At 59.1% G+C, this 23,295-nt stretch carries 19 protein-coding genes; 10 read left to right on the top strand and 9 right to left on the bottom strand.

Annotated features, from left to right (window positions below; translation table 11 throughout):
• Window positions 1-58: 58 nt before the first annotated feature.
• A complete protein-coding gene (locus tag ACXYMP_RS09270; RefSeq protein ID WP_458905851.1) occupies window positions 59-817 on the bottom strand; it encodes an alpha/beta fold hydrolase in 759 nt (252 codons plus the stop codon).
• A gap of 123 nt (window positions 818-940) precedes the next feature.
• Between ACXYMP_RS09270 and ACXYMP_RS09265 the strand changes: the two genes are divergently transcribed.
• Window positions 941-1,303 (top strand): hypothetical protein, encoded by a 363-nt coding sequence (locus ACXYMP_RS09265; RefSeq protein ID WP_458905849.1) that lies wholly within the window; start codon window positions 941-943, stop codon window positions 1,301-1,303.
• Between the two features lie 157 nt (window positions 1,304-1,460).
• Here ACXYMP_RS09265 and glyA read toward each other — a convergent pair whose 3' ends face one another.
• Window positions 1,461-2,753: a serine hydroxymethyltransferase gene (gene glyA / locus ACXYMP_RS09260; protein WP_298565315.1), complete on the bottom strand. Its 1,293-nt coding sequence runs from the start codon at window positions 2,751-2,753 to the stop codon at window positions 1,461-1,463.
• Between the two features lie 169 nt (window positions 2,754-2,922).
• Between glyA and ACXYMP_RS09255 the strand changes: the two genes are divergently transcribed.
• Window positions 2,923-3,684 carry an NAD kinase gene (locus ACXYMP_RS09255; protein ID WP_458905847.1) on the top strand — a complete coding sequence of 254 codons (762 nt, stop codon included), beginning with the start codon at window positions 2,923-2,925 and terminating at the stop codon, window positions 3,682-3,684.
• On the opposite strand, the gene ACXYMP_RS09250 is transcribed toward ACXYMP_RS09255, so the two are convergent.
• The 3 genes from ACXYMP_RS09250 to ACXYMP_RS09240 all read right to left on the bottom strand — a co-directional run bounded on the left by ACXYMP_RS09250 (window position 3,681) and on the right by ACXYMP_RS09240 (window position 9,711).
• Window positions 3,681-5,177 carry a sigma-54-dependent transcriptional regulator gene (locus ACXYMP_RS09250; protein WP_458905845.1) on the bottom strand — a complete coding sequence of 499 codons (1,497 nt, stop codon included), beginning with the start codon at window positions 5,175-5,177 and terminating at the stop codon, window positions 3,681-3,683. The two genes, ACXYMP_RS09255 and ACXYMP_RS09250, sit on opposite strands and share 4 nt — an antisense overlap.
• Window positions 5,178-5,318: 141 nt before the next feature.
• The gene (locus ACXYMP_RS09245) at window positions 5,319-7,205 is read right to left on the bottom strand and encodes a propionyl-CoA synthetase (RefSeq protein WP_458905843.1); all 1,887 of its coding nucleotides are present in this window, start codon (window positions 7,203-7,205) and stop codon (window positions 5,319-5,321) included.
• Window positions 7,206-7,437: 232 nt separating this feature from the next.
• Window positions 7,438-9,711, bottom strand: coding sequence for an NADP-dependent malic enzyme (locus tag ACXYMP_RS09240; protein WP_298565324.1), 2,274 nt, complete (start codon window positions 9,709-9,711; stop codon window positions 7,438-7,440).
• A 207-nt stretch (window positions 9,712-9,918) separates the two neighbouring features.
• Between ACXYMP_RS09240 and ACXYMP_RS09235 the strand changes: the two genes are divergently transcribed.
• From ACXYMP_RS09235 to ACXYMP_RS09215, 5 genes are all read left to right on the top strand, one after another.
• Complete coding sequence (locus ACXYMP_RS09235; RefSeq protein ID WP_298565327.1) at window positions 9,919-10,311, top strand: cytidine deaminase; 393 nt, start codon at window positions 9,919-9,921, stop codon at window positions 10,309-10,311.
• Window positions 10,308-11,522 carry a phosphopentomutase gene (locus ACXYMP_RS09230; RefSeq protein WP_298565329.1) on the top strand — a complete coding sequence of 405 codons (1,215 nt, stop codon included), beginning with the start codon at window positions 10,308-10,310 and terminating at the stop codon, window positions 11,520-11,522. Before ACXYMP_RS09235 ends, ACXYMP_RS09230 begins: the two co-directional genes overlap by 4 nt.
• Window positions 11,519-12,511: an adenosine deaminase gene (locus ACXYMP_RS09225; RefSeq protein WP_458905839.1), complete on the top strand. Its 993-nt coding sequence runs from the start codon at window positions 11,519-11,521 to the stop codon at window positions 12,509-12,511. The genes ACXYMP_RS09230 and ACXYMP_RS09225 overlap by 4 nt, the downstream gene beginning before the upstream one ends.
• Window positions 12,504-13,136: a uracil phosphoribosyltransferase gene (upp, locus tag ACXYMP_RS09220; RefSeq protein ID WP_298565333.1), complete on the top strand. Its 633-nt coding sequence runs from the start codon at window positions 12,504-12,506 to the stop codon at window positions 13,134-13,136. The genes ACXYMP_RS09225 and upp overlap by 8 nt, the downstream gene beginning before the upstream one ends.
• Window positions 13,137-13,204: 68 nt before the next feature.
• Window positions 13,205-14,356: an SPOR domain-containing protein gene (locus ACXYMP_RS09215; protein ID WP_458905836.1), complete on the top strand. Its 1,152-nt coding sequence runs from the start codon at window positions 13,205-13,207 to the stop codon at window positions 14,354-14,356.
• A 58-nt stretch (window positions 14,357-14,414) separates the two neighbouring features.
• On the opposite strand, the gene ACXYMP_RS09210 is transcribed toward ACXYMP_RS09215, so the two are convergent.
• Both ACXYMP_RS09210 and ACXYMP_RS09205 read right to left on the bottom strand, forming a co-directional pair.
• The gene (locus ACXYMP_RS09210) at window positions 14,415-15,449 is read right to left on the bottom strand and encodes a hypothetical protein (RefSeq protein ID WP_298565335.1); all 1,035 of its coding nucleotides are present in this window, start codon (window positions 15,447-15,449) and stop codon (window positions 14,415-14,417) included.
• 63 nt (window positions 15,450-15,512) lie between these two features.
• Complete coding sequence (locus ACXYMP_RS09205) at window positions 15,513-17,159, bottom strand: AMP-binding protein (protein ID WP_458905834.1); 1,647 nt, start codon at window positions 17,157-17,159, stop codon at window positions 15,513-15,515.
• A gap of 119 nt (window positions 17,160-17,278) precedes the next feature.
• Here ACXYMP_RS09205 and ACXYMP_RS09200 point away from each other — a divergent pair, with 119 nt between their 5' ends.
• From ACXYMP_RS09200 to ACXYMP_RS09190, 3 genes are all read left to right on the top strand, one after another.
• Window positions 17,279-18,184 (top strand): DMT family transporter, encoded by a 906-nt coding sequence (locus ACXYMP_RS09200; RefSeq protein WP_458905832.1) that lies wholly within the window; start codon window positions 17,279-17,281, stop codon window positions 18,182-18,184.
• A gap of 20 nt (window positions 18,185-18,204) precedes the next feature.
• Window positions 18,205-18,852, top strand: a complete 648-nt coding sequence (locus tag ACXYMP_RS09195) for a sulfotransferase family 2 domain-containing protein (RefSeq protein WP_458905830.1) — start codon at window positions 18,205-18,207, stop codon at window positions 18,850-18,852.
• Between the two features lie 325 nt (window positions 18,853-19,177).
• Entirely contained in the window at window positions 19,178-19,789 is a 612-nt protein-coding gene (locus tag ACXYMP_RS09190) for a Hint domain-containing protein (RefSeq protein ID WP_458905828.1), read from the top strand.
• A 69-nt stretch (window positions 19,790-19,858) separates the two neighbouring features.
• Here ACXYMP_RS09190 and ACXYMP_RS09185 read toward each other — a convergent pair whose 3' ends face one another.
• Window positions 19,859-22,063 carry a 3-hydroxyacyl-CoA dehydrogenase NAD-binding domain-containing protein gene (locus ACXYMP_RS09185; RefSeq protein ID WP_458905826.1) on the bottom strand — a complete coding sequence of 735 codons (2,205 nt, stop codon included), beginning with the start codon at window positions 22,061-22,063 and terminating at the stop codon, window positions 19,859-19,861.
• A gap of 15 nt (window positions 22,064-22,078) precedes the next feature.
• Window positions 22,079-23,284, bottom strand: a complete 1,206-nt coding sequence (locus tag ACXYMP_RS09180) for an acetyl-CoA C-acetyltransferase (RefSeq protein ID WP_458905824.1) — start codon at window positions 23,282-23,284, stop codon at window positions 22,079-22,081.
• Window positions 23,285-23,295: the final 11 nt, after the last annotated feature.

Here is a 23,295-nt window from a genome sequence, read left to right as displayed (position 1 = left end):
TAACAGTGGCCAATACAGTCAGCCTCGCGTCTTTCGCGGGGCTTTTTTGTTTTGGTCTTCAGGTGTTCAAAAGATTGCGCACGGCCGCTTCGAATTCGCGGGGTTTTTCGGCATGAAGCCAGTGCCCTGCCTTTGGAATCTTGGCCAGCTTCGCGTTCGGAAAATGGGCTTTGATAAGCGGGCGATGTTCCGTTTTGACATAGTCCGACAAAGCGCCCGACAGAAAGAGCGTCGGGCCATCAAACCCTCCCGTGACATCGGGAAAGCCTACGACCTGATCCATGTCGCGCTCTAGCACGTCAAGGTTCAGCCGCCAGCGCCGCTCTTTTACATCAAGGGACTGGAGCAGAAAGGCGCGCACCGATGCCTCGTCCAAAACCGATGCAAGCTGACGATCCGCGTCGCCACGTGTGTTGACCAAAGACAGATCAATGCTGCGCATTGCCGCAATCATCCGTTGCTGGTCGTGGGTATAGGCCACCGGGGCGATGTCGGCGACCAAAAGACGGCGCACCATTGAGGGATGGTTCAGCGCCAGCACCATCGAAGCCTTGCCCCCCATCGAATGTCCAATCACGTCGGCTTCGCCACCTGTCGAGGCAACGACCTGCGCCAGATCATCTGCCATATCGGCGTAGTTGTGCGATGTGGTCCATGGGCTGGCGCCATGGTTGCGCATGTCAACGGTCACGACACGCCGGGTGTCTGCCAGGCGTTTCGCGATCACGCCCCAGTTGCGGCCAGACCCAAAAAGGCCATGTGCAATCAAGATGGGCGGGTGGCGATCATCATCGCCAAATGACTGAGTTTCAAGCATGTGTTTTCATAACGCGGGTGAACGCAGGCTTGAACCCCTTTTTCACACCACATCTCGCTTCGCATCTTGGGCGTCCTTCGCTAGTGTCGGCACAATGATCAGGACGAATTTTTCGGGGGCCTCGTGGATTTACAGACACGCACAGAACGGTTGGCACAGCTGCTGGAACACCGGCTGGACATCCGCGGGGCTGGGTTCGAGGTGAAGCTCAAAAGAGCTGGCCGTTTGTTGCCGCGCTATGTGCGGAAGGAAGGCGCTTTGTTGGTCGAAGCGCTGCGACAGGCGGCGCATCCGCGGCTGGCACGCAGGTTGGACATTGACAGGTTGTCGCGCGCGGCAGATGCGCTTGAACGCCATCTGCTTGATGTCGACCCTTGGGACAGACGGCGTGGCATTGCCGTGATGGGGGCGGCCAGCGTTCTGTTCAAGCTGCTGGTGGTTGCAGCATTGGCGCTTGGCGTGCTGTTCTGGCGCGATTATCTCTAGGCTGGTTGCAGAAAGCGATGTCGTGACAAGCCGGGATGCAACCGTTTTGTCGCGAGGATCAGCGCGCACCATGTGAGCTTGAGGTTTGTTGGAAAATACAGCCCCAATCGGAAGACTGGGGCTGTAAACTATCAAAAAAGGTTCGAAAAGTGAAAGCTCACAGGTTCGGATAAAGCGGGAAACGCGCGCAAAGATCTGCGACTTTTGCCCGAACCGCCTTTTCCACGTCTCCGTTGCCATCTGCCCCATTGGCGGCAAGCCCGTCGACGACCTCGACAATCATATCAGCGATCAGGCGGAACTCGTCTTCGCCAAAACCGCGGGTGGTGCCTGCCGGGGTGCCAAGGCGAATGCCCGAGGTTACAGTGGGCTTTTCCGGGTCAAACGGAATACCGTTCTTGTTACAGGTGATATGTGCGCGGCCCAAAGCTTTGTCGACGATGTTGCCGGTCACGCCTTTGGGGCGCAGGTCCACCAGCATCACGTGCGTGTCGGTGCCGCCGGTTACGATGTCCAGACCGCCCTTCATCAACTGATCAGCAAGAGCCACTGCATTGGCGCGGACCTGTTTCTGATAGGTCTTGAACTCAGGGCGCAAGGCTTCACCAAATGCCACGGCCTTGGCGGCGATCACGTGCATCAGCGGGCCGCCCTGAATGCCGGGGAAGATGGCCGAGTTGATCTTCTTGGCCAGATCTTCGCGATTGGTCAGGATCATCCCGCCACGTGGCCCGCGCAGGGTTTTGTGCGTTGTTGTGGTCGCCACATCGGCATAGGGGAAGGGCGAGGGGTGCTCGCCCGCTGCGACCAGCCCTGCAAAGTGGGCCATATCGACCAGCAGGAAGGCACCGACACTGTCGGCAATCTCGCGGAACTTCGCAAAGTCGATCTGACGTGGAATGGCCGACCCACCGGCGATGATCAGTTTGGGCTGATGTTCCTTTGCCAGCGCCGCGACCTCGTCATAATCGATCAGGTTGTCTTGCTTGCGCACGCCATACTGCACGGCGTTGAACCACTTGCCCGATTGGTTCGGGGCCGCCCCATGGGTCAGGTGCCCGCCCGAGGCAAGGTTCATCCCAAGGATCGTATCGCCCGGCTGGATCATCGCCATGAACGCGCCCTGGTTCGCTTGACTGCCCGAATTCGGCTGCACATTGGCAAACTCGCATCCAAACAGTTCTTTGGCGCGATCAATCGCCAGCGTCTCGGCCACGTCCACATACTGGCAACCGCCATAATAGCGACGGCCCGGATAACCTTCGGCGTATTTGTTGGTCAGGACCGTGCCCTGCGCCTCCATCACGGCGGCGGACACGATGTTTTCCGAGGCAATCAGCTCGATCTCGTCGCGCTGGCGCCCCAGTTCATCAGTGATCGAGCCCCACAGCTCCGGGTCGCGGGTGGCGAGGGATTCGGTAAAAAAACCTTGGTCACGGGTGGCAGTCATGCGCGTAATCCTTGGGTTGGAAGCCAGATGTCTGGATTTCCTATCGGAAACGCTGCGGATCGCAAAGACCGGAAAGCGACATCGGTGCGTAAAGACGCGGCAATTTCTGGCAACTTGGGGAAACATGTGTTTCTTTCGGAAACCAAGGGTCAGGGGCAGGAAACCAAATATGAGCCAGAAAATAGCATTTGTTGCCAGCGACGCGCCGATCGCACAGGACGCCCAGGCTGAATTGACGGCGCGCTATGACAACGTGGCCTGTGACAAGGCCGATGTTATCGTCGCCCTTGGCGGCGATGGGTTCATGCTGCAAACCTTGCACGACACGCAAGAGCTTTTGGCGCCGGTGTATGGCATGAACTGCGGCACGGTCGGGTTTCTGATGAACGAGTATTCGCCGGACAACCTGATCGAGCGGTTGATCGAAGCCGAAGAAGAGGTGATCAACCCCTTGGCCATGCGCGCAGAAAACGCAGATGGAGAGGTTCACCATGCGCTTGCGATCAACGAGGTCAGCCTGCTGCGCGCTGGTCCGCAAGCCGCGACTTTGCAGATCAGCGTCGACGGCCGGGTGCGGTTGGATGAGCTCGTCTGCGACGGCGCGCTGTTGAGCACGCCGGCGGGGTCGACCGCCTATAACTATTCGGCGCACGGCCCCATTTTGCCGATCGGGTCAGATGTCCTGGCCTTGACGGCCATGTCTGCCTTTCGTCCACGTCGTTGGCGCGGGGCGCTCTTGCCAAAGCAAGCGGTCGTGCGCTTTGATGTGCTTCAGCACAAGAAGCGCCCGGTGATGGCGGACGCGGATGGTCGGTCGTTTCCGAATGTCGTATCGGTGGAAATTCAATCCAAGGACGATATTTCCCACCGGATCCTGTTTGATCCCGGTCACGGGCTGGAAGAGCGTTTGATCCGCGAGCAATTCGTCTAGCCGCTGGCTTTGTGATCAAACCAGCTTTCGCGTTTGCGATAGATCGTCGATGGCGACACGCCCAGAACCTGCGCGGCTTTGGGGACAGATCCGCCTTCTGCGCGGATGGTGTCTTCGATTATGATCCGTTCAATCTCAGCCAAGCTGCGCCCGATCAGGTCAGGATGAGAGGACAGGTTGGGCGGCGTTTGCCCGGTCCAAGCCTGCCCGGCGGCGGCCTGAAAATCTGCCGGCAACATATCAATTGTTACCTGCTCTCCGTCATGCAGCAAGACCACGTTCCAGATCACGTTAATCAACTGTCGCACATTGCCAGGCCAAGGATGTGACAAAAGCAAGTTCATCGCGTCGGGTGCAAATCTGCGAAAATTTCGGTTTTCGTCCTGGGCAATCTGTACGAGCTTGGTGTTGGCAATGGCCACGATGTCCTGTCCACGATTGCGCAGTGCAGGAAGGGTGATTGGCACGACATGGAGCCTGAAATACAGGTCTTCACGCAACCGCCCGGCTTTGATTTCTGCCTGCGCATCGGACGTGGTAGCGCAGATGATACGGGTGTCGACTTTCAGGGGATGTGTTTCGCCCAATGGCAAAATCTCACCGGCTTCCAGAAACCGCATAAGCTGCTTCTGAACTCGCAGGTCGGTATGCGCGATTTCGTCCAGAAACAGAGTTCCGCCATCTGCAGCCTGTGCGGCACCGATCTTGTCGGCATGGGCTGCGGGAAATGCCCCGCGTTTGTGGCCAAATATCTCAGAGCCAAGCGTGTCTGGATCAAGCCGCGCGCAATCGACCACGACAAATTTGCCTTCCGCCCGGCCGCTTTCGGCATGGATGGCGCGCGCCAGAAGCTCTTTTCCAGTGCCCGTTTCGCCTTGGATGAACACAGGCGCGACCGAGACCGAAACTGCATTCAAGGCCTTCAGGACGGGCTCCATTGCGATATCGGACAGGATCATCCCGTGTTTGATGTTGTGTCCCGCAAATCTTGTTGGAGCCTTGTCGTCGTCGTCGGGTGTTTCGGACGAATGACCGCGCGCGCGCCTTTGCGGGGCTATCGCACCAGCGTTGCGAAGCGTTGCTGTCACGGTCTTTCGCAACCGTTCCTGGGTGAAAGGAAAGAAAAGGCAATCGACCGCGCCAAGTCGCATCGCCTCGGCCGCGTCGTTTATCTGATCGCTTTGCGAAATCGCCACAACCGCAGTTTCGGGCGCTCGTTTGCGAAGGTCCGACAACAACTGCAATGTGCTTTTCTTGCCGATCGTCAGGGACAGCAGAACCAGATCAGGACAGTCGCGGGCCACGCTTTTCGCGGCTTCGGTCAGTGAAAAAGTATAGGTCGCGGTGCAGTGCAGGTCGTCAAAAAGCTGCTGTGGGAACTGGGCTTCCGTCGCAAGTGCGGTGACGATAAGGATCTTGCAGTGTGAATTTTCTGCCGAAACGAGCGCTTCTGGCACGCTGCGATCGTCGCGACCTTTACCTGTTTCATTCATAAAAATTCACCTGACATAGGCCCAATCGCCGGAAATTGGCGCACCTGTAGATGTCTATACCCTCACCAACGCGAAAGACCAAAAAAAATCACCCCCGGTAATGTGCCCGGAGGTGACTGTCTTGAGCTGCGCCTGCCAGCGTCAGGAATACCCCAACCCTGCAAGCGCGTCCTTGATCTCGTCCAGAATGGCCGGGTCGTCGATGGTAGCAGGCATCTTGTAGTCCCTGCCGTCTGCAATCGACACCATGGTGGCACGCAAGATCTTGCCGGATCGTGTCTTGGGCAACCGATCCACAACCACGCAAAGCTTGAACGCAGCGACGGGGCCGATTTTCTCGCGCACCAGCTTGACGCATTCAGCGCTGACCTCATCATGTGGACGATCACAACCGGCGTTCAGGCAAATGAGACCCAACGGAAGTTGGCCTTTCAACTGGTCCGTGACGCCGATGACGGCGCATTCGGCCACGTCCGGGTGGCTGGCCAACACCTCTTCCATTCCGCCCGTGGACAGGCGGTGACCGGCGACGTTGATCACGTCATCGGTGCGCGCCATGATATACAGATAGCCGTCTTCGTCCTTGTAGCCCGCATCGCCGGTTTCGTAATAGCCGGGGAAGGTGGTCAGATAGCTTGATCTGAAACGATCTTCCGCGTTCCAAAGCGTTGGCAGCGTGCCCGGAGGCAGCGGCAGCTTGATAGCAATCGCGCCAAGTTCACCTGCCGCCATCGGATGCCCGCCTTCATCCAGAATTTGCACATCATATCCAGGCATTGGCACCGAAGGAGAGCCAAGCTTGACCGGAAGCTCCTCGATCCCAAGAGGGTTGGCAGCAATCGCATAGCCCGTTTCGGTTTGCCACCAGTGGTCGATCACGGGCACCTTCAGTTGATCTTGTGCCCAGACGATGGTGTCAGGGTCGGCACGCTCGCCGGCCAGATAAACCTGCTTGAGGCAGCTCAGGTCGTATTTCTTGACAAACTCGCCCTTGGGGTCTTCGCGTTTCACGGCACGAAAGGCGGTGGGGGCGGTAAAGAAGCTTTTGACGTTGTGCTCCGAGATCACCCGCCAGAAGGTGCCCGCGTCGGGGGTGCCGACGGGTTTGCCTTCGAACACGATGGTGGTGTTGCCATGCACCAGAGGTCCATAGGTGATATAGCTGTGGCCGACGACCCAACCCACATCTGACGCGGCCCAGAAGACATCGCCTGGATCCACGTTATAGATATTTTTCATGGTCCAGTTCAGCGCCACCAGATGCCCGCCGGTGTGACGGATAACGCCCTTGGGCTGACCTGTGGTGCCCGAAGTATAAAGAATATAGGCGGGGTGGTTGCCTTCGACCGGCAAACAATCGGCAGGTGTCGCAGCCTCTTGCAAGGTATTCCAGTCATGGTCGCGCCCGTCGATCAGGTCTGCAGGGTTTTCTTCGCGCTGCAAGATCACTGTGAAGTCTGGTTTGTGGGTGGCGATGTCGATCGCCCCGTCCAACAGCGGTTTATAGGCGATGACGCGACCCGGTTCGATCCCGCAGGAGGCAGCAATGATTGCCTTGGGCTTGGCGTCATTGATCCGCACGGCCAGTTCGTTGGACGCAAAGCCACCAAACACGACCGAGTGAACCGCACCGATGCGCGTCACGGCCAGCATGGCGACCAGAGCTTCGGCAACCATCGGCATGTAAATGATGACGCGGTCGCCCTTCTGCACACCTTTGTCGCGCAGCCCGCCCGCCAATTTGGCGACACGCTCTTTCAGCTCTGCAAAAGTGATCTTGGACTGCCGCCCGGTGATCGGGCTGTCATAGATGATCGCGATCTGATCGCCGCGACCGTTTTCCACATGCCGGTCCACCGCATTGTAGCAAGTGTTCACCATGCCATCCGAGAACCATTCATAGAGCGGTGCGTTGTCGTCGAAAAGCGCCTTCGAAGGGGGGGTGTCCCAGCTGATCGCCTTCGCGGCGTCCATCCAGAAGCCTTCCGGGTCTGCCTGCCAAGCGGCGTAGACGTCATTGTATGCCATGGTGCACTTCCTCCAATTTCCCTCGTTGAAAGAGTTACGCGCCCAAGTTGGTTTGGGGCAAGCGCCACGTCGCCCTGCGCGGCAGTTTACCGCGAAAAATTTGCAGATGCGCTGGAAATAGACTGCAAACTTTTGCAAACAGTAGTGTAATCTGCGCCAAAAGTTTGAAAAAGGCGAGATTTGCAAATCTGCAAACCTCGCCTTGCAAACTTTGACGGCCGAGATTCGCCCGTCAGCCGTAATGCGCGACCGGCGTGCCGGCGATGGCGGACATGTTCAAAAGCCCACGCGCCGTGATGGACGGGGTCACGATATGTGCCCGGTTGCCCATGCCCATCAGGATGGGCCCGACCTCAAGCCCGCCGCCTTTGACCTTCAGCGTATTGCGCACGGCGCTGGCTGCATCGGCGTTGGCAAAGACCAGCACGTTTGCCGGTCCAGCAAAGCGGGCATTCGGGAAGATGTGGTTGCGCAGGTCTTCGTCAAGGGCGGCGTCGACGTGCATCTCACCTTCATAGGCGAAGTCGCGCGGGGCGCTATCCAGAATTTCCAACGCGCCGCGCGTGCGCACACCGCTGTCACCGGCGTGATTGCCGAATTGAGAATAGCAACACAGCGCGATTTTCGGCTCGACCCCGAAACGACGCACGTGGCGTGCCGCCGCGCAGACCGTTTCGGCGATCTGATGAGCGGTCGGGATATTGTGAACATGTGTGTCGGCGATGAAAAGCGGGCCGTCTTGAAGGATCATCAAGCTAAGTGCACCAACCGGGTGCAGGGTCTCATCGCCCAAAATTTGCTGGATATAATTCAAATGCCACAAATATTGCCCGAAGGTGCCCGCGATCAGGCTGTCTGCATGGCCTTGTTGCACCATGATCGATCCGATGGCGGTGGTGTTCGTGCGCATGATGGCCTTTGCCAGATCAGGGGTCACACCGTGGCGTGCCATGATCTGGTGATAGGCGGTCCAGTATTCGCGATACCGATCATCACGCTCGGGGTTCACGATCTCGAAATCCTCGCCGGGTTTCAAAGACAGACCCGCACGTTTGCAGCGGCGCGCAATCACGTCCGGGCGACCGATCAGGATCGGTTTATCCGTGGTTTCTTCTAACATGGCGTTTGCAGCGCGCAGCACGCGTTCATCTTCCCCTTCGGCAAAGACGATGCGGCGTTCAGCGGTTGCAGCGGCCTCGAAGACAGGGCGCATGATCAAGGCGGAGCGGAAGACCGATCCGTCAAGTTGTTCCTTGTAGGCCTCAAGGTCTTCGACGGGGCGCATGGCGACCCCACTTTCCATTGCGGCCTTGGCGACGGCGCTGGCCACGACCCCCATCAGGCGCGGGTCAAAGGGCTTCGGAATAAGGTAATCCTCACCAAAGCTAAGCTGTTCGCCCTTGTAGGCGGCGGCCGCCTCCGCCGAGGTGGTGGCGCGCGCCAAGGCGGCGATGCCTTCGATGCACCCAAGCTGCATGGCGTCATTGATTTCCGTCGCGCCGACATCAAGTGCGCCGCGGAAAATGAATGGGAAACACAGGACATTGTTGACCTGATTGGGGAAATCTGACCGACCCGTCGCGATGATCGCGTTTGGCGCGACCTTGCGCACCTCGTCGGGCATGATTTCGGGCGTCGGATTGGCCAGCGCAAAGACGATCGGGCGATCGGCCATCTTGGCGACCATCTCGCTTTTGAGCACGCCCGGCCCGGACAGGCCGAGAAACAGATCTGCCCCTTCGATCACATCGTCCAGTGTTGCGGGTGTGGTGCCTTGGGCATAGGCCGCCTTTTGCGGCGTCATATCTTCTTCGCGCCCTTCATGGACAAGGCCAGCGATGTCGCACAGCCAGACGTTCTCGCGTTTTACGCCAAGTTTCAAAAGCATGTTCAGGCACGCGATGCCGGCTGCCCCGCCACCCGTTGAAACAACCTTGATCTGGTCAAAGGATTTGCCCGCCACCTGTAGCGCATTTGTAGCGGCAGCGCCGACAACGATCGCCGTGCCGTGCTGGTCGTCATGGAAGACGGGGATGTTCATTTTCTCCCGGCAGATTTGTTCAACGATGAAACAATCGGGCGCCTTGATGTCTTCCAGATTGATCGCACCGAAGCTTGGCTCCATCGCACAAACGATTTCCGCCAACTTTTCCGGGTCGCTTTGGTCCAGTTCGATGTCGAAGCAATCAATGTTGGCGAACTTCTTGAACAGCACCGCCTTACCTTCCATCACAGGCTTCGACGCAAGCGCTCCGATGTTGCCCAGCCCCAAAACTGCCGAGCCGTTCGTCACAACCGCAACCAAGTTGCCGCGTGCGGTAAAACGGCTTGCCGCCGTTGGGTCCTTGGCGATTTCGGTGCAGGCTTCGGCCACCCCCGGCGAATAGGCAAGGCTAAGGTCGCGTCCGTTGGCCATGGGCTTCGTGGCGCGGATCTCCAGCTTGCCGGGCTTGGGGAATTCATGGTAATCCAAAGCCCGCTTTCGGGGGTAGTTGTCGTCGCTCACGATGGCCTCCTGATGAAAGTTTAGTCTTAAACTATCTTGCGCCGGACATACACCAATGGTGGCACGGCGATCAAGTCTGCTGGTGTATTCATAGCATGATCGTGCCGCAGTGCTTTGTAAATCTACAACCTGCGTTTGCCCTTGCATCCGATCCCGTGCCGCGCCACGGTGTCTTGATACAGAGACCCGATCGAAGAAGGATGCCCCATGTCGCTTCTGGATGCCGCGAAAGCCGTGCGCGAAAACGCATATGTGCCTTACTCCAACTTCAAGGTTGGCGCCGCGCTGCGTTGCGCCACCGGCGCCATCTATAGCGGATGCAATGTTGAGAATGTCGCCTATCCCGAAGGCACCTGTGCCGAAGCGGGTGCTATAGCTGCGATGGCGGCCGCCGGGGATCGCGATATCGTCGAGGCGCTGGTGATTGCGGATGCGCCGTTGCCGGTGACCCCGTGTGGCGGGTGCCGGCAAAAGCTGGCGGAATTCGCCGCGGCGGACGCCAAGATCACCATGATGACCTTGGCGGGTGACACATTGGTCATGACCATGGCAGAACTTCTTCCGGGCGCTTTTGCCACCGAGCATATGGTGAACACATGACGCGCGCTTTTCTGATCGTTATGGACAGCGCGGGCTGCGGTGGAGCCCCTGACGCGCATGCGTTTTTCAATGACAAGACCGTGCCTGATACCGGCGCCAACACGCTGGGGCATATCGCCATGGCCTGCGCCGATGGCCGGGCTGAAGAGGGACGTTCAGGCCCGTTGAAAATGCCGCATCTTGACGGGCTGGGCCTTGGCGCTGCCATACGGCTTGCCTCTGGCGATGAAACTCCGGGGTTAGCGGCCGAACCGCAAGGGCTTTGGGGCGCTGCCCAAGAGGTTTCGCTGGGCAAGGACACGCCGTCTGGCCATTGGGAGATTGCAGGCGTTCCCGTCCCCTGGGAATGGGGATATTTCCCTGATACGCAACCGGCTTTCCCCGAAGCATTGACGCAAAAGATCTGCGAGGTGGCCGGGGTCGACGGTGTCTTGGGCAACAAGCACGCCTCTGGCACGGAAATTCTGGAGGAGTTGGGGCCGGAGCATATGCGCACCGGGTTGCCGATTGTCTACACATCGGTCGACAGTGTGATCCAGATCGCCGCCCATGAAGAACGGTTCGGTCTTGATCGTCTGATATCGCTGTGCGAGGCGATTGCCCCAATGGTGCACGATATGCAGGTTGGCCGCGTCATTGCGCGCCCCTTTCTTGGCACCGAAGCCGAAGGATTTTCGCGCACCACCAACCGACGTGATTTCGCCATGACACCACCCAGCCCGACACTGTGCGATTGGGTGCAGGACGCGGGTGGAACGGTCCATGCCATTGGCAAGATTGGGGATATTTTTGCCCATCGCGGCATTGATACGCTGAAGAAAGGCGCTGATGCAGACCTGATGGAGCATCTGGTCTCTGCGATGGACACGGCACAGGACGGCGATCTCGTGTTCGCGAATTTCGTCGAATTTGACGCGCAATTCGGTCACCGCCGCGACGTATCTGGATATGCGCGCGCACTGGAATGGTTCGACGCAGAACTGCCAAGGGTGTTTGCCAAGATGCGCGCGGGCGATCTTGTCTTGTTTACCGCCGATCACGGCAATGACCCCACTTGGGTCGGCACCGATCATACGCGCGAACGCGTTCCGGTGGTTGGCGCTGGGCTTGGCGTGCGAGAAATCGGCCTGTGTGGATTTTCCGATATCGGAGCGTCGGTCGCGGCGCATTTGGGGCTGGAAGAGCGCGGCGCCGGGAGTTCGTTTCTATGAGTTTCAAGGCGTTGCCGAAAGTCGAGCTGCACCTGCACATCGAAGGTGCTGCGCCGCCGGAGTTCATTCGAGGGTTGGCCAAAGAAAAGCATGTCGATCTGTCAGGCATCTTTACGGATGATGGGGGCTATGCGTATCGCGACTTCTCACATTTTCTAGAGGTCTATGAAGCGGCGACCTCGGTTCTGAAAAGTCCCGAGGATTTCGGGCGCCTGACCAAAGCCGTTCTGGAAGACTGCGCTGAGGCCGGCGTGGTCTATGCCGAAACCTTCCTGTCGCCGGACTTTTGTGGTGGGCGCGACGTGGGCGCGTGGCGCGAATACCTGGCCGCCATTCAAGAAGCCGCCGCCGAATGCGAACGCGATGCCGGTATCACGTTGCGAGGGATCGTTACCGCCATCCGCCATTTCGGTCCCGAACCCGCCCGCGAAACTGCGATCTGTGCACAGCAAACCGCAGGGGACTTCATCACCGGGTTCGGTATGGGGGGCGACGAAAACGCTGGTAAGCAAGGCGATTTTGCCTATGCGTTCGACATGGCGCGCGAGGCGGGCTTGCGCTTGACGACCCATGCCGGTGAATGGCGCGGGCCCGATGAAGTGCGCGCTGCGCTGGACGATCTGAAGGTCGAACGGATCGGTCACGGCGTGCGGTCGATCGAGGATTTGACCTTGGTCGAACGTCTGGTCGAAGACGACATCACGCTGGAGGTATGCCCCGGTTCAAACGTCTTTCTGGGCGTCTATCCCGACCTGTCAGCCCACCCGATCGCCAAACTGCGCGAGCGCGGCGTGAAGGTGACCGTGTCGACGGATGATCCACCTTTTTTCCGCACCGATCTGGTGACGGAGTATGAAAACCTGTCGCGGCAATTCGGGTGGGAGATATCTGATTTCAATGCCTTGAACCTGACGGCCATTGACGCGGCTTTTTGTGATGATGCGACGCGCGCGCGCGTGCGAAAAAAACTGGAGACCCAAGATGTATGACCATCTGACCGTCGTGAAACACCCTTTGATCCAGCATAAGCTGACGCTGATGCGCGACGAGACAACACCAACCAACCACTTTCGCCAGCTTCTGCGCGAGATCAGCCAGTTGCTGGCCTATGAAGTGACGCGCGAGTTGCCGATGGAGAACAAGCGCATCCGCACTCCGATGCAGGAAATGGACGCGCCGGTTCTGGCAGGGCGCAAGCTGGCGCTCGTATCAATCTTGCGGGCTGGCAATGGGTTGTTGGATGGGGTGTTGGAATTGATCCCTTCGGCACGGGTTGGCTTTGTCGGGCTGTATCGCGACGAAGAAACGCTTGAGCCGGTGCAGTATTACTTCAAGGTGCCGGACTCGCTTGAGAACAGGCTGGTGATTGCCGTTGATCCGATGCTTGCCACGGGAAACAGTTCGGCTGCGGCGATTGATCTGCTGAAACAGGCAGGTGCGACTGATATCCGTTTCATGTGCCTGCTGGCGGCCCCCGAAGGTGTGGCCCGGATGAAAGAGGCCCATCCCGATGTGCCGATTATCACCGCGTCGCTGGATGAAAGGCTGAACGAAAAGGGCTATATCGTGCCCGGGCTTGGCGATGCCGGGGACCGGATGTTCGGAACCAAGTAGGGGAAATATCCTTTACTTGCCGTGGGGTATGTTTCATCCTCGCCTCTAGTTTTCGTTTAGAGGCACAGATGAACCCTTTCAAACGCGTCACGACATGTGTTGTCACCGTCAGTTTTCTTGGCACTGCAGCGCAGGCCATGAGCCTTGCCCAAGCTGGTGAACCTGCTGAACGCCCCCCTGCCAGTTTCGCGGGCGATCAATATGTCGACAGTCGCGGATGTGTCTATCTGCGGGTTGGTGACGAAGGTGCCGTGTCCTGGGTGCCCCGTCTTTCGCAGGACCGACAGGTTATGTGCGCACGCCATACCGAAGGCGCTTGGGCGGCTGGATCGGCGCGCTCTGCCGTTGTGTCTGTCGAACCGCAGACCAACCGTGGCGAAGTCACGCGTGTGGTCAGGGTGAACTGTCTAGAGGGTTCAACCGTTACGCAGGTAGATCTGGGCAACGGGCAAACTGTGCCGGTGAATTGTTCACCGGGGCAAACAGAAGCTGTGAGCTATCTCGTAGATCACGACAACGCCGAGCGCACCCGCGTCATCGCTGCACCGCCCGGCGCCATGGTCGACGTCCAGCCCCTGACCGACCCTGTCGTGGCATCTGCGGGACAATCGGCAGAGATACCCGTAAAGGGCTATCGCGGTGGCTACCGCGTTGTTGCACGCGAAGATGTCGATCGCTTCCCTGCGGGCACTCGCGTTGCCCCCCCGACCTATCCGGCGTCGAACGCAAAAGTCGTCGTGCCATCGGGCTATCGTAAAGTCTGGGACGATGACCGGCTGAACCCGAACCGTGGTGTTCAGACGGGCGAAGGGATGCGCCAGACGCGAATGGTTTGGACTGACACTGTGCCGCGCAGGCTTGTGTCGGAGACCACAGTGACGTTGCACGGGGCCAAAGCCGGAGCCGCCCGGTCCAACCCGAAATCATCTGCATCTATGCAAGAAACCGTAACGACGCGCGCACAGCCCTCAGCCCCGACGCCTCAGGCGACGGGCCATCGCTACGTTCAGGTTGGGCGCTATGCGTCACCAGCCAATGCCAAAGCAACCATCGCCAAGCTGAGGGCGCTGGGGCTGCGCGTTTCCAGTGCCACGTCGAAACGAGGCGGAAAGACCGTAAAGACCGTTCTGGCGGGACCGTTTCAGACCCAGTCAGATCTTCGGTCGGCCCTGTTGCGCTTGCGCGCATCGGGCTTTTCGGACGCCTTTACCCGCAATTAATCCGGGCCAACCATCCGGGCAAATTATCGGCACTGCCCACGCCAAACGCAGAGGCAGTTCATTCGCCGCATATGCCTTGCAGGCGCACCCAGTCTGCATCGCTTAGCAGGGGGGTGGCGTCGCTGAGCGGCACAGGGTCGGCTTCGACCAGATCCAGTGTGCTTTCCCCGGTCAAATCAAGCGCATAAGCATAGGGCGTCGAACGGACACCGGCCGCCTTGAACCGTGCCAACAGCGTGTCGCGGTCAATCGTCGCCGGTGTTGAGGTCAGCAGCCATTCGGCGTAGCTGTCGATGACGGTGTCAGGCAGGTCTCCGGTCGTCAACAACCGGACCGTCGCCTTTAACCCGGCATGGTCCAGCAGGGCCTGGATCGGGTCGGTGGCGCGGCGGCGCGCATCTTCTGCAAGAAGAAAGCCTGCGACGACATCCGGTTCTTCGTAATCCTCGATCAAAGAACGGTTGAGCAACGTGATATGGCCGGGGAGGTGTGTGGTTGTCTGCACACCTCCGGACAGGACGATCATGCGCGGCGTATTTGACCCCAGGACGCGAAATCCCAGCTGGTCCAGCGCTGCGCGTCCTGTGCTTCCTGTGCACTGCTGCCCCGCAACGCGACCGATCCGGTTCAGGATCCGTTGGCCGATTGCGTCGCGTGTGGGTGTCGGAACGACCGAAACCGTGTAGTTGCGCAGCGCATCAGGCAGCCAGAACACGGTCAATGCGACCAACCCTCCGAACAGACCGGCCGTTACCCAGTGGCGCAGGCGGCCGGGATGGGGCCTGCGTTTCTCGACCACGGTGCGCACCTTCTCGATCGCCTTGATCAACGTATCATCGTCGGTTTCCACCTGTTCGGTGGCATCGGTGCCAGGGGCGAAAAGTGCGGGGCGTTCGCCGGGGTTCAGCCGGATGATGGCAGGCAGTGACCAGTGGGTCAGCGCCATGTCATGCGTGTCAGAAATGGTCAGGGTGGCATCGCCAAGCGACAAGACGACGTTGCGGCGCTGTGCCTCGGGCGAGGCACGCCACAAACCGGGGGCTTCCAGCCGTTGATATTTCGTGAGGGCCGTCATTGTTTTGGTGCGGCTCATCTGCTCGTTGTGCTTTGGGGCAGGATACTCTTACGAAGGTCGTCCGGCAATGTGCCAAACGGTTCAGTTTGCATTCTTGATCCGGTTGCGCAGCTCAAACTTCTGAATTTTTCCTGTTGCCGTCTTGGGCAGTTCGCAGAATTCGACCGTTTTTGGTGTCTTGAACCCGGCCAGTCGTTCGCGGGCAAAGGCGATCAGATCGTCGGCGCTGACATCGGCGCCGTCTTTCAATTCGACAAACGCGCAGGGGACTTCGCCCCATTTGTCGTCCTGTTTGCCAACCACAGCGCACAAGCTGACCGCCGGATGGTGCATCAGGGTGCCCTCGACTTCGACCGAGCTGACGTTTTCACCGCCCGAGATGATTATGTCCTTGGACCTGTCGGTGATGCGAATATAGCCGTCTGGCGTCTGATGGGCGATATCGCCGGAATGAAAATACCCACCCTCGAAGGCCGCGCGGGTTGCGTCCGGGTCCTTCAGATACCCTTTCATGACCGAGTTGCCGCGGATCATGATCTCGCCGATGGCTTCACCATCCATTGGCACCTGCTCCAGCGTGTCTGGGCTCAAGACGGTGATGTCCTCCATCTGCGGCATCGCAACGCCAGTGCGCGCTTTGAGAGACGCTTTTTCCGCCTGCGACAGGTGATCCCATTGCGGGCCATTCCACAGGCATTCGGTGATATGCCCATAGGTTTCGGTCAGCCCGTAAACCTGCGTGATGTTGAACCCCAACGGCTCTATCGCAGCCAGGGTCGCGGCGGCCGGGGGGGCGCCGGCAGTGAAGACCTCGACCACGTGGTCGAAAGAACGGCGATCTTTGTCAGGAGCATTCACGATCATGTTCAGCACAATCGGTGCGCCGCCGAAATGGGTCACGCCTTCGTCGGCGATCGCGTCATAGATCGCCTTGGGAGTGATTTCCCGGCAGCAGACAACCGTGCCGCCAAGCACTGGCATCATCCAGCAATGGTTCCAGTTGTTGCAATGAAAGAGCGGCACAATGGTCAGATAGCGCGGGTAAAGTGTCATGCCCCAACTGATCGGTGTGCCCATGGTCATCAAATAGGCGCCGCGATGATGATAGACCACGCCCTTGGGGCGCCCCGTGGTGCCAGACGTATAATTCAACGCAAGGCTTTCCCATTCGTCCTTTGGCATGACCCAGCTGAATGCCGGATCACCTTTCGACAAAAGCGCCTCGTATTCGGGATAGCGCCCTGTCGCCGGATGACCCGCGTGCTCGTCGGCGACTTCGATGATTTCGGGTTCGATGGGCGCGCCGTTCGCTTTTAGCAGGTCAATGGCGGCCTCGGCCAGCGGCAGAAGTTCGGTATCAACAAGCACGGTGCGCGCTTCGCCATGGCTTAGAATATAAGCAACGGTATCCACATCGAGCCGCGTGTTTATGGTGTTGAGCACGGCGCCGCAGGCCGGTATCGCAAAGCTTGCTTCCACATGTGCCAGCACATTGGGTAGAAGCGTGGCCACCACGTCGCCCGGTGCGATCCCGCGCGCCTCCAACACCGACGCGAACCGCGTCACTCGGTCATGATAAGCCGCATAGGTCAATCTACGCGGCCCATATACCAAAGCTTCGCGGTCTGGAAAAATAAGTGCGGCCCGTCTGAGGTGGGACAACGGCGTCAGCGGCACGAAATTCGCCGCGCATTTTTCAAGGCCCGTTTCGTCACTCATCCATCCCACCGTCGCGTCTCCTTGGATTGTGCCCCGGCATTCCTGCCGCGTATGTCGTTTTTAGAGCAGACCAGATCGTGCTGGGCGCGGTCAATGGCTTCAAGACGCTATGACAGGTGAAAAACGACATGACTTCAAACCGGACAATTGCGGCGGCGGGTGCGATTTGCATGGCCATGTTCCTTTTGGGGTTTATGGACAATTTTGTAACGGTGATTGCGCGCGATCTGGGGCTTTGGCAGTTTCACCTGATGCGGGCGGTGCTGGCCGTCGCCATTCTTTTGGCTCTTGCCCGCATGGGGCGGGCACAGCTGACGCCTCGGCGCCGCTGGGCCGTCATGCTGCGGGGCGGGTTCGCCGGGGTCGCCATGCTGATCTATTTCGGCTGTCTTGCATTTCTGCCCATTGGGCAGGTGGCGGCGGGGCTGTTTACAGCGCCGATCTGGGTGATGCTGATTTCAGCGCTCTTTCTGGGGCAACCGGTGGGTGCTACCCGCATCGCAGCGGGTGTGATCGGGTTCATCGGCGTTTTGATCGTGCTAGATCCCTTTGAGAACGGATTGAACCTGTTCGCGCTTGTCCCGGTGAGCGCCGGGGTTTTCTATGCAATCGGTGGGATCGCCACGCGCCAGTGGTGCGACGGGGAAAGCGCCTTGTCCATGCTTCTCTATTTCTTCATGTCGCTTGGTGTATTCGGGTTGATCGGCGTCGTGATCATGACGGTCTGGCCGCATGCTGTTCCACCCGGTGAGGCAGGGTTTATCCTGCGCGCTGCTGTCTGGCCGACGCCTCTGGCGCTTGCCTTGACGGTGATGCAAGCGGTCGGATCGATTGTTGCGATGGGGCTGGTCTTCAAGGGATACCAATGGGGCGATGCGTCTCAGGTCGCGATCTACGAATACGTGCTGTTGCCCTTTGCGGCGGGCTGGAGCTATGTGCTGTTCGGTGAACCGATCAGCGCTCAGATGCTGTTGGGTATGGCGATGATCGTGATCTCTGGTGTCATCATCTCTCTGCGCTCGCGCGGGGTGTGAAACCGCGCTAAGCTCTCTGCATGATCATTTCGCGTGGCCGCAAGTATATCTTTGTTCACCCGCCCAAAACGGGTGGCACGTCGCTGGCGTTGGCGCTTGAAAATCGCGCGATGGCTGATGACATCATGCTGGGTGATACGCCCAAGGCAGTCAAACGGCGGCGACGGCTGAAGAACATCACTGCCGCTGGGCGCCTTTGGAAACACTCGACCCTGCGCGATATCGTGGGTCTGGTCACACAAGCCGAGATCGATCGCTTTTTCATCGTTACCTTGGTGCGCAACCCGTGGGACAGAATGGTGAGCTACTACCACTGGCTAAAGGGTCAGCATTTCGACCACCCCGCGGTCGACCTTGCGCATGTGCTGACCTTTTCGGAGTTTCTGAACCACCCGTTTGTTGCAGACAGCTTTGCCGCCGCGCCATTTGGCGACTATGTCACCGATGCGCGCGGGCAAGAGCGGTGCGATCTGTTCGTCAGGCTTGAGCATCTTGCGCTTGATATCACCCCTTTCGAGGCGCATCTGGGGGTCCGCCTTGGACCGTTCACCCATGAAAATGCGTCAGATCGCGACCCAGATTACCGGCCTTACTATTCGGATGCAGATGCGGCGCTGTTGGCACAAATTTGTGCGCCGGACATTCAAAGATTTAGCTATAAATTTTAATGGCTTAAGTGTGGTGGCCTCGAATCATGAAAACCACGTGTCCACCTTGTGGCAGGACAAAGCAGGTCAGTTAAAATCCATGCTTTCCAAGTGGTAAATGATTGTTTCCCCACTCACGCTAAAGCCCCGCCCAAAATGCGATTGCGCGCGCGGGTGGCATGATGACACCAAACCTCCTTGGAATGGGCAGGTTTATGGCGAAATCGCCGCACCTTCTGGTCTCATCGCCCAAAGTGTTAATCGCCGATTGGGCACGTTGAAACGAGGCCAGAACGTTGTGTTCCGATGCGCTTTCTGACCCCAATGACAGCCATAGGAGAGCCCCATGTTCCTGAATACCCAAACAGACTTCGCCAATGCCCTGCCGGTCGAAATGGCTGCGCTGATGCGCCCCGCAGACACCAAGTTGTCAGGGTTTGTCACAGGCACCAAGGTCGAAACCGCCTTCGGGTGGCGCGCCGTAGAGACGCTGACACGTGGCGACGCAGTGCACACGTTGGACGGCGGATTGCGTGTTGCGCAACAGGTGAACCGCCGCACCTTGTCGGTTGACCGTGCGCTGCATGTGCCCGGCGGTGTGCTTGGCAATTGTGCCGATATGGTCTTGATGCCGGGGCAGGGCGTTCTGATCGAAACTGACTTGGCCGAAGGTGCGTTTGGCGCGCCGATGGTCTTGGTGCCCGCCGCGGCCTTGGCGGGTTTTCGCGGCATTAGCTGGGTCTCACTGGCCCATCGCAACACCAAGGCGCTCGAGGTGATCGAACTTGGCTTTGCAGAGGAAGAGGTCGTGTTTGCCGAGAGTGGTGTCTTGTTGGGCTGCTATGGGGCTGAAGCTGATACTGGAAAACGCAGCTACTACAAACATCTGACCTTAGACCAGGGTCAGGCCTTGATCGGCTTGCTGATCCATGGGTCGCCCTTTGACCTGGCCGCGTGACCACCAGTCAGAACTGAAAACGGCCCGGACGTCGCATCCGGGCCGTTTCGTGCTTAAAGATTACGCGTGTTAGGCTGCGTCTTGTGCGGTGTCGAACCGGCCATAGAACGTGTCGCCCTTGTCGGCCAGATCGCGCAAAAGGGCAGGCGTTGTGAACCGCGCGCCATGGGCGGCGGTCAGGCCATCGCAAATCTCGACCGCTTTGTCCGCGCCGATCATGTCAAGCCAGCTGAACGGGCCGCCGGACCACGGCGCAAAGCCCCATGCCAGGATCGCGCCCACGTCGCCTTCGCGGATGTCTTCCAACACACCTTCTTCCAGCGCGCGGACAGCCTCCAAGACTTGGCTCATCATCAGGCGATGCTTCACCTCAGTCAGGTCGGGCTGGTCGTCAGCCTGCGGGAACTTCCCTTCAAGACCTTCCCACAGTCCGGTGCGCTTGCCCTTTTCGTCGTAGTTATAGAAACCCGCATTGGATTTGCGGCCCAAGCGGCCTTCGTCCGCCATCCAGAAGATGATGTCGTCCACGGCACCGTCGGGGTAATCGTCGCCCATCGCGGCCTTGGTGGCCTTGGCAATTTTCACACCCAAATCAATCGAGGTCTCATCAACCAGCTGCAGCGGTCCCACCGGGAAGCCCAGCAGTTTCGCGGCACCTTCGACCAGAGCAGGGCTGACGCCCTCGCCAACCATACGCATCCCTTCGTTGATGTAGGGAATGATGCAGCGGTTGCAGTAGAAGAAGCGCGCGTCGTTGACGACAATCGGCGTCTTACGGATTTGGCGCACATAATCAAGCGCCTTGGCCACCGCACGCGGGCCGGTTTCTTTGCCCTTGATGATCTCGACCAGCATCATGCGTTCAACAGGGCTGAAGAAGTGGATGCCGATGAACTGATCCGGGCGTTCAGACGCCTTTGCCAGCTCGGTGATCGGCAGGGTCGAGGTGTTGGTGGCATAGATGCAGTCTGGGCCCACCACGGCCTCGACCTTCTTGGTCATTTCGGCCTTTACGCCCACGTCCTCGAACACCGCTTCGATGATCAGGTCCGCACCCTTGAGGGCCTCCAGATCAGTGGTGGCGGTGATGGCCGACAGAACGGCCTCTTTCTTCTCAGGCGTGGCTTTCTTGCGGGCGATGCCTTTGTCCAGATAGCCCTCGGAATAGGCTTTGCCTCGGTCGGCCGCTTCTTGGGTTTGGTCGATCAGAACGACCTCCATCCCGGCCATGGCGGATACCAGCGCGATGCCAGCCCCCATCATGCCTGCGCCCAACACGCCGACTTTCTGGACCGACTGGTCAGCCACGTCTTTCGGACGCACAGCGCCTTTTTCAAGCGCTTGCTTGTTGATGAAGAGCGAGCGGATCATGGCGCTGGATGACGGGTTCATCAGCACGTTCACGAACCAGCGACATTCCACGCGCAACGCGTCGTCAAACGGCACCATTGCGCCTTCATAGACGGCTGCCAGCAGAGCCTTGGCTGCCGGATAGACGCCATTGGTCTTGCCGTGGATCATCGCAGCCGCCCCCACGAAGGTCTGGAAGCCAGCGGGGTGATAGGGTGCGCCGCCGGGCATCTTGTAGCCCTTGGCGTCCCACGGTTTCACGATGTCGGCGTCGGTGGCGTTCAGAACCCACTCTTTCGCGCGGGCTTGCAGTTCATCGGGCGCGACAACCTCGTCGATCAGGCCAGCCGCTTTCGCTTTGTCTGGCGAAACAGTCTTGCCTTCCAAAAGGAATGGCGCCGCCGCCATCGCACCCATTTTGCGCACAAGACGGGTGGTGCCGCCTGCGCCGGGGAAGATGCCGACCATGATTTCCGGCAGGCCGATCTTGGCCTTCGGATTGTCCGCCGCAATGATGCGGTGACAGGATAGCGGGATTTCCAGACCGATGCCAAGCGCGATGCCGGGCAGGGCGGCGACGATCGGTTTGCCGCCCTTGTTGGTCTTGGGGTCCATGCCCGCCCGTTCGATCTTGCGCAGCACACCGTGCATGCCCATGACACCGTCAAACAGACCCTTTGCCGGGTTGTCGCCCGCATCATTCTTCATCTGCGCGATGACGTTCAGGTCCATTCCACCGGCAAAGTCCTTCTTCGCCGAAGTGATGATCGCGCCTTTCACGGCGTCGTCTGCCAGAACGGTGTCGATATGGGCGTCCAGCTCGCGAAGCGCGTCATAGGACAGCACGTTCATGGATTTGTTGGGGACATCCCAAGTGATGGTGGCGACGCCATCGGCGTCCACGGAATAGTGAAAATCAGCCATAATAACGTCTCCTTCTTACACGCGTTCAAGAATGGTTGCGGCACCCATGCCCGAGCCGATGCAAAGCGTGGCCAGACCGGTTTCCTTGTCCGCGCGCTCCATTTCGTCCAGCAGGGCGCTGAGGATCATCGCACCAGTGCCGCCCAGCGGGTGGCCCATGGCGATTGCGCCGCCGTTCACGTTCACCTTGTTGGTGTCGGCGTCGAAGGCTTGGATGAAACGCAGAACGACGGAGGCAAACGCCTCGTTCACCTCAAACAGGTCGATGTCGCCGAAATCCATGCCAGCGGCTTGCAGCACGCGTTCTGTGGCCGGAACAGGACCGGTCAGCATGATCGTGGGATCGGTGCCGACTTTCGATGTCGCTTTGACCCGCGCCCGCGGTTTCAGCCCGTGGCGTTCGCCGAATTCCTTGTTGCCGATCAGGATGGCGGCAGAGCCATCGGCAATCCCGGAGGAGTTGCCCGCGTGGTGCACGTGGTTGATCTTTTCCAGATGCGGGTATTTCAGCAATGCCACGGCATCAAAGCCCGGCATCGCCTCGCCCATCGCCTTGAAGGACGGGTTCAGGCCGCCCAGAGTCTGCATCGTGGTTTCGCGGATCATCTCATCCTCGGCCATGACGGTCAGGCCGTTCTGGTCCATCACCGGAATGATCGATTTGAACCGACCGTCCGCACGGGCGGCAGCGGCGCGTTTCTGGCTTTCAACCGCATAGGCATCGCAGTCGTCACGGCTGAAGCCAAATTCGGTCGCGATGATGTCGGCCGAGATGCCCTGAGGCACGAAATAGGCCTTCATCGCCAGATAGGGGTCGGCGGCAATTGCCCCCCCGTCCATGCCCATCGGCACGCGGCTCATGCTTTCCACGCCACCGGCGATATACGCATCACCCGCACCGCCTTTGACTTGGTTCGCGGCCATGTTTACGGCTTCCAGACCTGAGGCGCAGAAGCGGTTGATCGACACGCCCGGAATACGTTCGTCCAGGTCGGAATAGAGCACCGAGGAACGCGCCAGACACGCGCCTTGTTCACCCACTTGGGTCACGTTGCCCCAGATCACGTCCTCGACGGCATGGCCTTCAAGGTTGTTACGGGTTTTCAAAGCGTTCAGCGCCAGTGCGGACAGGCGCACAGCGGTCACCTCGTGCAAGGTGCCGTCTTTTTTGCCTTTGCCACGCGGGGTTCGCACGGCGTCATAGATATAGGCGTCGGTCATCATTCGTCCTT

This window comes from Aliiroseovarius sp. CAU 1755 (genome assembly GCF_054482655.1).
Note: the sequence above shows the minus strand (reverse complement) of the source record. Positions and strands in the feature narration are given on the sequence as shown.